Genomic DNA, 12,430 nt, shown 5'->3' on the forward strand with positions numbered 1-12,430 from the left:
ATTTAAATCAACTATCTCGAAGCTGTTTGCTCCATTTTTATGCCTGACTGAAATATCAGGATATTTTTAGTATATTTGGAAAATAAAATATCTATTGATTTTCGCTCTATTTGAGCGGATTAATACAATCTTAGAAATAAAAATTTCTGATCAAAGATAAATGAAAAATCTTCTACAGCAGCTTGAGCAACCGGAGCACTTTCCTGCTGCGTTATCTGATTTTGTTGTGGAGCTGAAGCAGCAGGTACAGCTTGTTGTATCTGAGCTGTATTAGTTGGAATTTCATTGGGCTGTAAAGGATTGGGTTGAATCTGTTTAAGCGAATCGCCCTAAAATAAAATCACTCTGCATCTGGTAGCGTTTACCGCTTTTGTCTTCACGGATTTCCAGCACATGCTCTTCCAAATCAACATACAGTAAATTACGAGTCGCTACATTCACCAGCTCAATTTTCTGATGAGAATCATCTTGGAAACGAATCGGGCCACTAAAGGTTTCCACCTCATTATGACCACTCAGGCTTTCACGTTCTAAAGTATAAGTTTGATCTTCGTGCAGAGTTAGCATGACAGCCATGCCCGGACAATCATCACAACGGGACAAGCAGCCCATGCAAGGAGTTGTACCCTGATACTCTCCCGCCCATGCTGGAATCTGTGCCTTGGCTTCAACAATAGTATTTTTAGCTGATTGGGTTTGATCCTCACAACCGAATAAAGCACCGGTTGCCACTAAGGGAATCAGTATTACTTTTTTCATGGTTTCATTTCGCAGCGCTGGAATTTGCCACAAAATAGCATATTTTAAATGACTGACTAAACTCCCAAATCAAGGATATTCAGTTAGCGCCAGCCTTTTCTTCCCGTCAATACCGCATCAGCACAGCGCAAAGTTTCCTGCGTCAGCCCCCAAAGACGGTAATCTCCAGTTAATGAACCTGTTGGGAAGTTATGGGTATAGGCAAAACTTAAACCGCGTTCCGGATCACACCAGGCACCAGAACCGTTAAAGCCCATATGACCAAAACCTGTAGAGGCTTTACCCAATGTCAAAATACGGTGATAACCCAGACGCCAGTGCATTGGCACAGGCATCACCCGATCACGACGGGTATATTGCACCTGGCTTAGTCGCTGGAATACTGGAGGTGAAATCAACTGCTGGCCTTGCCAAGCACCGTGATTGGCCAACATCGCATAGATTTTTGCCAGACTGTCTGCAGTAAAGACGCCATTAGCTGAAGGAATAATCGCCTGTAATCCCTCATCACTAAAGAAGCTAAAATTCTTCATGCCTTTAGGAATCATGCCATCCTGAAAATCTTGTGGACTCTGACCACTCCAGACCAGAGCACGCTCCATTAAACCGGGTTTGCGTGTAACTACTCTTTTGCCTTTAGAAGATTGAGATGCAGATTTTGCTTTAAAGATCGGTCGCGCAACTCGAGGCAGTTCATCCAGCGGCACACTAAAATAGGCACCATTTAATTGCAGAGGCTGAACTAAATATTCCTGCATTAATTGGCCTAATGATTTAACAGTTGCCTTTTCCAGTACTCCCCCCACCTGCCAGCCAAAAGTCAAAGGTTGATAAGCGGCATCAGTCGTGGTCTGAAAACGTGGTTCAGCTGCCGCGATCCGCTCCAGCATGTGTGACCAGTCAGCCATTTCAGTGGCATCATCAATGATATTACGGATATCAAACAAACCACTTTGATGGCTCAGCATATGTGCCAAAGTAATCGACCGTTTACCTTTCTGGGCAAATTCAGGCCAGTATTCTGCAACTGATCTGTCATAGTCCAGATAACCTTTACTGACCAGAATATGCGCTAGGGTTGCTAGTACACCTTTACCAGTGGAATAGCATAGTGACATGGTATCGGGCTGCCAGTTTTCTGTGGCAGACTTCTTCCCGGTATAGATATCGACAACTTTTTGCCCCTGAAAATATACGACAAGTGCTGCACCACCCTGTTCAGTACGTGCATCCTGTAAGCGGCTAAACTGACGGGCAAGGTCGCGAAAACGCGCATCCACATTGCCCTGATAATTATGCTGATCCGCAAACAGATAATCTTTGATTGGCTGCATCATTCTATCCATAGAATTTTGATCCCTTAAAATAAAAAAGCCTAAATCGAGTTTAGGCTTTTGATTTAGATTTAAATTGCTTTTACATGACCAGTGACATGCGGCTTCTGGTTTTTGCTGTTCCGGATCAGGAAATCTGTATCATTCGCTGCTTGAGCGGTCAGGAACTCAACTTTAGAGGGTAAGTACATCGGCAACTTGAACCAGACATCGGCTTCATATGCATCTGGCAATGACAGATTAGCCAGCGCTTTGGCTTTGCTCCACATACCATGTGCAATTGCCTGTTTAAAACCAAAAGCCTTCGCTGTAACAGCATGAATATGAATCAGGTTAAAATCACCTGAGGTCATGGCATAACGGCGGCCGGTATTTTCTGAAATTTTCCATTCAGTATTCAGCTTATAGTCTGGTGCTTTACTTTCTGCTGATTTTGCAGCAGCTTTAGCATCAGTCTTTTGACGTGAAAGATAAGTCGTTAATGCCTCAACGACGACTTCATTGCCCACTTTGACTGTGGTAATAAAATCAAACTGAACGCCTTTGTCATGTGGCTGTAATTCACCAAATTTGCATGACAGGGTTAAAGTCTCATTTACACCGACTTTACGGTACTGCTTGACCTGATTACGGATATGTACCAGTCCTAAAATCGGGAACGGAAATGCTTCCGAGGTCATCATGTGCATTTGCAGACTTTGAGATAGCACGGTCAAATAAATAGCTGGAATATAACCATTATTTTTAAAGCCACATACTTCATTATAGGCTTTTAAATGTTTCTGATCGACCTTGAATGAATCCACCACATATTCAACTTGCGGCAGAACTTTTTCAGCTTTCGGCTTTTTAAAAATCAAGCCTTGAATCACTTTTGGATAGGCTAAATAAGGTTTTGGAAGTTGACTAAAATGGCGCGTATTCATACTGAACCTTTGGAAATATTATCTTTATAAAGTGACCTCTCCTGAGCATACTTCAATCATTGTATGAAAGTGAAGCACTGGAGAGGTTTTGAGAATTCTTGGAATTTTCTCTTTAGAATTTTAATCTCCCTGAATTCCCCTTTAAAAGGGGGCTTCTCCTCTCTTTAAGAGAGGTCGGGAGAGATTCCATTAAGCCCCTAATAGGCTTTGACCACAGACACGAACCACGTTGCCATTTAAACCTGTTGAAGCCGTAGAAGCAAACATGGCAATTGTTTCTGCAACATCTACAGGTAGACCACCTTGGCTCATTGAGTTCATACGGCGGCCTGCTTCACGGATTGCAAATGGAATCGCAGCCGTCATTTGTGTTTCGATAAAGCCCGGTGCAACAGCATTAATGGTTATACCATTTTTTAAGGTTGGTGCTGTAAATTTCACCACACCAATCACACCCGCTTTAGACGCTGCATAGTTGGTTTGACCCAGGTTACCTGCAATACCTGAAATTGAGGATACACAGATAATGCGACCATTGGCATTTAGACCATCGTTGGAGATTAAATAGTCATTTACACGTTCAATGGCAGACAGGTTGATGTTAATCACCAGATCCCATAGCTCAGGCTTCATATTGGCCAAAGTCTTGTCACGGGTGATACCGGCATTGTGCACAATAATGTCCAGACCGCCTTGCTCAGCTGCTGCCGCTTTGATTTTCTCACCTGCATCTGCAGCAGTAATATCGATGGCTAAAGTTGAACCGCCAATTTCACCGGCTACACGGTCAAGGTCCGCTTGCTGCTGCGGAACATCCAGACAGATAACATGTGCGCCATCACGTGCCAATACATGAGCAATCGCTTCACCAATACCACGGCTCGCACCGGTCACTACAGCAGTTTTACCCGCTAATGGTTTAGTCCAGTCCACATCCACTTTTTCAGCAGGTGAAACACGGATCACCTGACCAGAAACATAGGCAGAACGTGGAGAAACTGCAAAACGTAAAGCAGACTCAAGGTTTGCTTCAGCACCGGCATCTACATAGATCAGGTTCGCTGCAATACCCTTTTTAAACTCTTTACCCACAGATTTTACAAAACCTTCCAGTGCGCGTTGAGCAATTGACTGACTGACTGATTTAGCAGTTTCAGGCGTAGTCCCCACAATCACGACACGGCCAGAACTTTGAATTTGACGCGCAATCGGGTTAAAGAAATCATAAAGTGATTTTAACTGTTCTGAATTTTCGATTCCTGAAGCATCAAAAATGACAACTTTGAATTTTGATTCTTTATCGCCCGGATTAAATGCACCCAGATTCAGTCCAGCCGATGCAGCAGCCTGTTGCAGTTCAGCATTGTTACCTGCATAACTATTGGCATGAATATTTGCCAGAACCTGAGCAATAGCACCAGTCAAGGTACTTGCCGGTGCTGCTCCAAACAATACCGCACCTTTGACAACTGGTGTAGCAGACTCAAAACGGTCTAAAGAAGTTGGGGATGGCAGACCCAAATTTTTAATGACAAATTTACCAATAGGAGATTTTGCAAAAGTTTGGTACTGATCAGTCATGTTTATTATCTCTCATACAAATTAATTTTTGGTTGATCTAAAGTTATCCTTAAACTTCAGTATGATGCCAGACACTTATATTTCAATAGATCTACCAGATTCTGCCCAATCATACTTGAGATAATAGGCAGATGACTTGACCTAAGCGCAGTCTGTAATGTCATTGTAGTCAATACAGCCTATCTTCTTCTATGCTAATGTAACCGCCAAGAAGACGATCTATTTGCCTGGTAAAGCCTTATGAGCAAAACAACTCAAGATAATCCAGCAGTCGAGAACTCTGCGACAGAAACTGTGTCAAAACCATCAACGCGTAGCAAGCGTAGCACTAAAAATCCTGATACAGCCAATGCCGCAGAAAAAAGTCCGGCTAAAACCACACGTACACGCAGTACATCTGCACGTACCAAAAAAACGACTTCAAGCCAACAAGATTCAGCATCTATAACACAGACTTCTGTTCAACAGGAACCAAACATGAGCCAAAATACAGTTCGCCGCGTTGCTATTATCGGTGGTAACCGCATTCCATTTGCACGTTCTAACGGTGCTTACTTTACGGCATCCAATACTGATATGTTCACAGCAGCCCTGAATGGTCTGGTTGAACGTTTTAACCTTCAAGGTCAACGCTTAGGTGAAGTGGTTGCAGGTGCTGTACTGAAACACAGCCGCGACTTCAACATGACGCGTGAATGTGTACTGGATACTGCTCTTGCACCGGAAACCCCTGCTTATGACATCCAGCAAGCATGTGGTACTGGCCTTCAAGCGGCCTTCCTGGTCGCGAACAAGATTGCTCTAGGTCAAATCGAAGTGGGGATCGCAGGCGGTGTAGATACGACTTCTGATGCACCCATCGCTTTCGGTGATGGCTTACGTAAAGCATTACTTGAGCTGAACATTGCGAAAACGGCGAAAGACCGTTTAAAAGCCCTGACTAAAATCAATGTGAAAGACCTGATGGACGCACCAAAAAATGGTGAGCCACGTACTGGTCTGTCTATGGGCGACCATCAGGCGATTACTACACTGGAATGGGGTATTTCCCGTGAAGCGCAAGATGAGTTAGCTGCTTCTTCACACCAGAAAATGGCAGCAGCCTATGAAGAAGGTTTCTTTGATGACCTGGTGACTCCATTCTTGGGTCTTGAACGTGACAACAACTTACGTCCAGATTCTTCAGTTGAAAAACTGGCGAAACTAAAGCCTGCTTTTGGTAAAGGCGATGCACGTACCATGACAGCGGGTAACTCTACTCCACTGACTGATGGTGCGTCTTGTGTGCTATTGGCTTCTGAAGAATGGGCTAAAGCAAATGGTCATGAAGTACTGGCTTACCTGACTTTCCAGGAAACTGCTGCAGTTGATTTCGTAGAGAAGAAAGAAGGCTTGTTGATGGCACCTGCTTATGCAGTTCCTCGTATGCTGGAACGTGCTGGTCTAAAACTTCAAGATTTTGACTACTATGAAATTCACGAAGCATTTGCATCGCAAGTACTTTCAACGCTGAAAGCTTGGGAAGATCCAAAATTCTGTAAAGAACGTTTAGGTCTGGATGCTCCTCTAGGTTCAATTGATCGTGCCAAGCTGAACGTAAAAGGTTCTTCTCTTGCTGCAGGTCACCCGTTTGCAGCAACTGGCGGTCGTATTATCGCAACTGCAGCAAAACTGATTAACCAGAAAGGTTCAGGTCGTGTACTGGTTTCGATCTGTGCAGCTGGTGGTCAAGGCGTAACAGCAATTATTGAAAAATAATCCAAACCTCATATAAAAAAGCCGCTCTTTATGAGCGGTTTTTTATTGCAATATTATTAGCGAAGCATTTGAGGATTACTCTAGTAAAGACTCAAGTTAAGCTTTTCGGTAGTCTGGTTCCAGCCCCATTTTGGCCTCAAGGTGATCATAGCACCACTGGAAGATAAAGGTATACACCAGAATACATAGTGTCATCGCCAAATCCAGAAGAAAAGCCTGCGCCAGACCGATCTGTAATGCATAAGCTACCATCGGAATCGTCGCCAGCATCAAACCACCCTCAAATCCAATCGCATGAGCAATCCGCACTTTGATGGTTCTTTTCAGACAATGTTTGGCTTCAAACTTTTCAAAATAATGATTAAACAGCATATTCCAGAACATTGAAGTGACAGCCATCGCAATTCCGAGAGCGCCTGTGACCTCAAGCGGCATATGCATGAGCGTACTCAGTAATATGGCAATCACCACCAATAAAATGCCTTCATATAAGGTGGCATGAATCAGTCTTCTTTTCGAAATTAACATTTCCGTTCAACAAGTCAGGAGATAAAAGAATTTTATTTTTTTAAATTTGATTATTCGAGTTAGAATCTATCAATAAAAATGAAAGATAGAATTCATGAATATTAATCAAGAACAGCTGCTAATGTTTAAACTGGTCATGGAAACCGGCTCCTTCTCTGCTGCTGCACGTAAACTTGGTAAAGTTCCTTCTGCAGTGAGCATGTCCATTGCCAATCTGGAAATTGATCTTAATCTGGTGTTATTTGAACGCATTGGCCGTGAACCGAAACCCACCGCACAGGCGCAAGTGCTATATGAAAAAACTGAACAGCTTTTGGTTGAAATGAATCAATGGAAGCAACATGCGCTTGCGCTCAGTTCTGGTCTGGAATCTGAATTAAATATTGTGGTGGTGTCTGAGCTCCTCCATACCCGCTGGACCGATTATATCGTTTTGCTGGAACGGGAATTTCCAGCCCTGCAAGTTAATGTCTTTAGCGCACCTCAGGAAGATGCTCATCACATGCTATTTGAAGGTTCAGCGCAGTTAGCGCTGATGTTTGAACGAGAACAGCTGGAAACCCGTGAACAGTTTATAGAATTAAAGCGTGAGGTACTGGTTGCTGTGGCGGCCAAACAGCATCCATTAAGTCAATTTCACCAGGTCAGCTATGAACAGATTTTACAAAACCGACAGATTGTTGTTGCCAGTCGTGATCGTAGCATTAAGCCAGAACTGCTCTTTTCCCGGAATTACTGGCGCACTGACAATCATCATTCAGCCTGTAACATGATCCAGCAAGGTTTGGGCTGGGGTGTACTCCCTCTGGAAATGATCAATGAACAGCTACATTTGCAGGAGCAGCTACAGATCTTGCAGCTGCTCGATTTCACCCCAAAATTTGAATATTTTGTCGATCTGGTCTGGAGCCGGGAAACTCGACTGGGTACAGCTGCTCATTTTTTGATTAATCACTTGCGTCAGCAGCGAAAAACCGACCATTAATCACAGAAATTCAACGACAGTCTACTTGGTAAGAGGATGATTTATGATATATAAGAATGCATAAGCAATAACCATAGAACTAGATCGTAATGACATTAACTGCATTAAACCAATTAAAAAACTTGACGACTATTGTGGCAGATAGCAGTGATTTAAGCGCAATTGAGAAATTTCGCCCTCTGGATGCAACCACAAATCCATCTCTGATTACTGCAGCAGCGAAACAACCTGAAAATCAGGCATTGATTGAAGCTGCTTTTCAACAAGCCCAGCAAGAAAGCTATGTGAATAATGCCCTGATTGAACGCACGATTGATATTTTGACCGTCAAATTCGGTGTTGAAATTTTAAAACTGATTGAAGGTCGTGTTTCGACTGAAGTGGATGCTTCCCTGTCTTTTGATACTGAAGCGACCATCGCCAAGGCTAAAGAATTACTCGCGCTGTATGATCAATATGGAATTGATTCTGACCGCATCCTGATTAAGATCGCATCGACTTGGGAAGGCATTCAGGCAGCGAAAGCACTGGAAGAAGAAGGTATCCATACCAACCTGACCTTATTATTTGGTCAGCATCAGGCCCATGCCTGCGCTGATGCCAAAGTGACTTTAATCTCACCTTTTGTCGGCCGCATTCTAGACTGGTACAAGAAAGCGGAAGGTGTTGAGTCGTATCCGATCGAAAAAGATCCAGGCGTACTCTCAGTGAAACGCATTTATGAATTCTATAAAGCGCATGGGATTAAAACTGAAATCATGGGTGCAAGCTTCCGTAGTATTGAGCAGGTGTTGGGCCTCAGCGGTTGTGATCTGCTCACTGTCGCACCAAACTTGCTGGAACAACTGGAAAATGATCAGCGTGAAGTTCAGGCTCAACTTTCAGCCAAAGATATTCAATCTCAAGGTGAACTGAATCCAATCAGTCATGCCGATTTTGATGCGCAACTGAAACAGGACCAGATGGCCAGTGAATTACTGCAAGGTGGTATCGATGGCTTTATCAAGGCACGTGAACAACTGGCGGCTTTATTAAAGGAAAGTTTTTTGAGCACCACCTAAATTCACAGCGAATTTATAGAATTTCTCCAAGCCGATGTTGCTATAATGCCGCATCGGCTTTTTTCATTTTTGCGAGTTCTTCGTGTTTGGTATCACAGATCTAACGACCTTTATCATTGGGACAACGTTAATTGTGTTACTGCCGGGGCCGAATTCCCTCTATGTCATGTCAATTGCCTCCCGCTTTGGCATCAAGACCGGTTATATGGGCGCCTTAGGGGTTTATACCGGTGACCTGATTCTGATCCTGTGTACGGCGTTAGGCGCAGCCTCTCTACTTCATGCGTTTCCCGTGCTATTTATTGCCCTGAAAATTATTGGTGCTGTCTATCTCAGTTATCTTGGGATCAAACTGATCATTGCCGCCTATCAGACTTTTTTTCCGAAACAGTCGTCACAACGTGTTCAGATTAAAAAGGCTACTTCTGAAACTGTCGAGTCGATTCAGCCCTTTCGCACAGCATTGACGATCAGTGTTTTAAATCCTAAGGCGATTCTGTTTTATTTATCGTTTTTTGTGCAGTTTGTCGATCCTGTTTACCCTTATCCGGCACTGACTTTTGCACTCTTGGCTTTAATCCTGCAACTGATCAGCATGACCTATCTTTCAATCCTGATCTTTTCCGGGGTCAAACTCGCGAGTTATTTCAACCAGAATTATAAATTGACCGCTGGCGGGGTTGCTTCAGTAGGAATTCTGTTCTGCGGGTTCGGAATCAAACTGGCAACTTCAACCTTCTAAAAATTAGCAGCTTTCTGGCAAGAGCAGCTCTTTCAAAAATTGTTAAAAACATTGTGTTGATATATGAAAAGCGTATGATTTAAACGCATTTAAAAATAGTGTCATGGATGATGCCTAAACTTTTACAAGATCTCTCCTTTCCTGCCATCATGGCAGGTTTTATTACCTGCATGATTGGGATCAGCGTATCCGCGGTACTGGTCATTGAAGCAGCCCAAAGCCTGGGTGCAAATGCAGCGCAAATCAGTTCCTGGTTATGGGCCCTCGGTATAGGTATTGGGGTTTCCGGCTTGCTGCTTTCCTGGAAATATCGTTATCCGATTTCCACCGCCTGGTCGACAGCCGGTCTGGCGTTAATTATTGCCTCCGCAGGTCATTACAGTCTGGCCGAAGCGATTGGCGCTTTTCTGATTTGCGGTATCCTGATTGCCTGTCTGGGATTTTTCGGAATATTTGACCGGATTTTTCAGTTTATTCCGCAAAGCCTGACCAGTGCAATGCTGGCTGGTGTCTTGCTTAAATTTGGTATTTCGGTATTTGGCAGCCTGCAACAATCCTGGAGCTTTGTGCTTACCGTACTGGCCATTTATTTCATTTCCAAAAAGCTCAGTACCCGTTATAGCATTGTCATTACCGTGCTGCTTGCAATTGCACTCTGTCCGTTCTTTATCGATTTTATGCTTCCCCATTTGAACTGGAGTATCGCTCAGCCTGTATGGACCACACCAGAATTTAGCCTGCAAGCTATTTTAGGACTGGCTCTTCCGCTGATGGTGATTAATCTGGCATCGCAATATTTACCAGGCCTGGCTGTAATTAAAAGTTATGGCTATCCACCCAAGGTAAATTCGATTTTAGGTTGGACGGGCCTCACTCAAGCACTACTCGCTCCCTTTGGCTGTTTCAGTGTTAATCTTGCCGCGATTAGCGCAGCAGTCAGTCTGGATGCACAGGCACATCCTGATCCGGCTAAACGTTATATCGCGGGTATGAGCTGTGGTCTGTTTTATATCCTGATGGGTTTCTTCGCTGCGACCCTGACCAGCTTATTGATGGCTTTTCCAGGTATTCTGATTACGGTTCTGGCTGGCATTGCCCTGTTTGGCACCATTGGCCATAACATCGCACTGGCTTTTCAGGACAGTCATGACCGGGAAGCCGCACTGATGACTTTTCTGTTCAGTGCATCCAATATCCAGTTTTTTGGAATAGGTTCCGCTTTCTGGGGCCTACTGCTTGGTTTGATGGTTTATTTACTATTTAGGCTTAAACCTCAGCTGGCTTAGACTTATATCTATCTCTTTTAATGTCCTGCCGTTTGAGAAAACAGATTAATGACCACTACACCGGAAATAATCAGGGCAATACCAATAAAAGCAGGAAGATCCAGCGCCTGCTTAAATACAATATAACCGACAATGGCCGTGAGAATGATCCCGACACCGGCCCAGATCGCATAAGCAATGCCTAAAGGAATCACCTTAATCACCTGAGACAGCAAATAAAACGCGATACAGAATAAAACAACCACCGCTAAAGAAGGCCACAAACGGGTAAAGCCTTCAGATTTCACTAGAAGGCCACAAACGGGTAAAGCCTTCAGATTTCACTAGAAATGTAGATCCAGTGACTTCAGCAATTATAGCCAAACCCAATAAGAGATGTGCCCAAGTTGCAGGATTCATTTTTTCACTCTCCAAATTTATCTTTCCTAGACCAAAACTTAGTTATGGTCTTAAGAAATAAATTTTTTATAAGTTTATGTTGAGGGGCGAAAGCTGATGCAAAAAATCCAGCGTCTTGATAAAAGTCTGCTGACTTTCTTTCTTGCCCATAAAGAACTGATATTCATGAATCAGCCAAGCTTTAGATTCGGGATAAAAAACTTCTGTTACTGGAACCTGCTGCGCTTTTAAAGCTTTGATAAAAGGCAAGGATTGGGTGTCGGTCAGAAAATCCTTGTTGCCCCCGCTAATGAATACTGGCGGATAAGATGGCGTAATATACTGGATTGGAGAAATACGTTTGAGAAACTCGGTATCATTTTTACGATCCCCTGTATAGGCCTGAATCAGGCTATATACTCCCCACTCTACGATCTTCATTTCATCAGGTGCGGTACTGGCAAATGACTCCAGGTCATAAATACCGCAGTGCAGAATCAGACCTTTAAGCTGGGATGGTTGCAGATAAGGCTGAAAATTAGATTGTTTGGCGAAGTCTGGATTTGTTAGAAGCGCAGCATAATGGCTGGCCATATTCGCTCCGGCAGAATCTCCGGCCAGATATAAATTTTCGGCATCAATCTGGTATTCGGCTGCATGTTGAGTAATGAACTCCAAGGCCTGATCAATCTGATGTAACTGGCTTGGATAAATGGCTTGAGGTGCAAACTGATATTGGACCGATACCACGTTATAACCTTGCGCAGCCAGAAGTTTAAAATAACCTCGGGCATGTTCTTTTGAACCAGAAATCCAGCCACCACCATGAATCCACACAATAGTTGGTTGAGGGCCAATACTTTCGATATTTTGTGGTTGATACAGATCCAGAGATAGTTTTTGCTGCGGTTCATAGACAATATTCTGATGCACGATGACCGAACCTGGTGCATAGCGATCCATCACCTTTTGCTGCATCCCTGTGGTCAAATTAAAAGCACTGGCAATGACCCGGCTGTTCTGTACAGTATTTTGACAGCCTGCCAGAATAATTGAACAGAACAACAATAAATGAATAGCAAAAAACCTCAA

The 12,430-nt window shown here is 43.6% G+C and carries 11 protein-coding genes and 1 pseudogene; 5 read left to right on the plus strand and 7 right to left on the minus strand.

What is annotated here, in order from left to right; all coding sequences use genetic code 11:
* Positions 1 to 315: 315 nt before the first annotated feature.
* From G5T77_RS04585 to G5T77_RS04600, 4 genes are all read right to left on the minus strand, one after another.
* A complete protein-coding gene (locus G5T77_RS04585; protein ID WP_166135001.1) occupies positions 316 to 759 on the minus strand; it encodes a copper resistance protein NlpE N-terminal domain-containing protein in 444 nt (147 codons plus the stop codon).
* A gap of 83 nt (positions 760 to 842) precedes the next feature.
* Positions 843 to 2,105, minus strand: coding sequence for a serine hydrolase domain-containing protein (locus tag G5T77_RS04590; RefSeq protein WP_171521871.1), 1,263 nt, complete (start codon positions 2,103 to 2,105; stop codon positions 843 to 845).
* Positions 2,106 to 2,164: 59 nt separating this feature from the next.
* Positions 2,165 to 3,019: a MaoC/PaaZ C-terminal domain-containing protein gene (locus G5T77_RS04595; RefSeq protein ID WP_159123195.1), complete on the minus strand. Its 855-nt coding sequence runs from the start codon at positions 3,017 to 3,019 to the stop codon at positions 2,165 to 2,167.
* A 189-nt stretch (positions 3,020 to 3,208) separates the two neighbouring features.
* Complete coding sequence (locus G5T77_RS04600; protein WP_004783922.1) at positions 3,209 to 4,600, minus strand: 3-oxoacyl-ACP reductase; 1,392 nt, start codon at positions 4,598 to 4,600, stop codon at positions 3,209 to 3,211.
* Positions 4,601 to 4,840: 240 nt separating this feature from the next.
* On the opposite strand from G5T77_RS04600, the gene G5T77_RS04605 reads away from it, so the two are divergent.
* Positions 4,841 to 6,358 carry an acetyl-CoA C-acetyltransferase gene (locus G5T77_RS04605; protein ID WP_166135004.1) on the plus strand — a complete coding sequence of 506 codons (1,518 nt, stop codon included), beginning with the start codon at positions 4,841 to 4,843 and terminating at the stop codon, positions 6,356 to 6,358.
* Between the two features lie 96 nt (positions 6,359 to 6,454).
* Here the strand turns inward: G5T77_RS04605 and aceI are convergent, their stop codons facing one another.
* The gene (aceI, locus tag G5T77_RS04610; RefSeq protein WP_166135007.1) at positions 6,455 to 6,886 is read right to left on the minus strand and encodes a chlorhexidine efflux PACE transporter AceI; all 432 of its coding nucleotides are present in this window, start codon (positions 6,884 to 6,886) and stop codon (positions 6,455 to 6,457) included.
* A 94-nt stretch (positions 6,887 to 6,980) separates the two neighbouring features.
* Between aceI and G5T77_RS04615 the strand changes: the two genes are divergently transcribed.
* From G5T77_RS04615 to G5T77_RS04630, 4 genes are all read left to right on the plus strand, one after another.
* Complete coding sequence (locus tag G5T77_RS04615; protein ID WP_166135010.1) at positions 6,981 to 7,871, plus strand: LysR family transcriptional regulator; 891 nt, start codon at positions 6,981 to 6,983, stop codon at positions 7,869 to 7,871.
* A gap of 89 nt (positions 7,872 to 7,960) precedes the next feature.
* Positions 7,961 to 8,932, plus strand: coding sequence for a transaldolase (gene tal / locus G5T77_RS04620; RefSeq protein WP_166135013.1), 972 nt, complete (start codon positions 7,961 to 7,963; stop codon positions 8,930 to 8,932).
* Positions 8,933 to 9,014: 82 nt separating this feature from the next.
* Entirely contained in the window at positions 9,015 to 9,674 is a 660-nt protein-coding gene (leuE, locus tag G5T77_RS04625) for a leucine efflux protein LeuE (protein WP_159124305.1), read from the plus strand.
* A 110-nt stretch (positions 9,675 to 9,784) separates the two neighbouring features.
* Positions 9,785 to 10,960, plus strand: a complete 1,176-nt coding sequence (locus G5T77_RS04630) for a benzoate/H(+) symporter BenE family transporter (protein WP_166135063.1) — start codon at positions 9,785 to 9,787, stop codon at positions 10,958 to 10,960.
* Positions 10,961 to 10,977: 17 nt separating this feature from the next.
* On the opposite strand, the pseudogene G5T77_RS04635 reads toward G5T77_RS04630, so the two are convergent.
* Together G5T77_RS04635 and G5T77_RS04640 are read right to left on the minus strand one after the other, a co-directional pair.
* A pseudogene (locus G5T77_RS04635) lies at positions 10,978 to 11,359 on the minus strand (SMR family transporter).
* Positions 11,360 to 11,425: 66 nt separating this feature from the next.
* A complete protein-coding gene (locus G5T77_RS04640) occupies positions 11,426 to 12,430 on the minus strand; it encodes an alpha/beta hydrolase (protein ID WP_166135016.1) in 1,005 nt (334 codons plus the stop codon).

Origin of the sequence: Acinetobacter sp. GFQ9D191M, from assembly GCF_011174875.1 — a bacterium.
In the GTDB taxonomy this organism is placed as follows: Bacteria; Pseudomonadota; Gammaproteobacteria; order Pseudomonadales; family Moraxellaceae; genus Acinetobacter.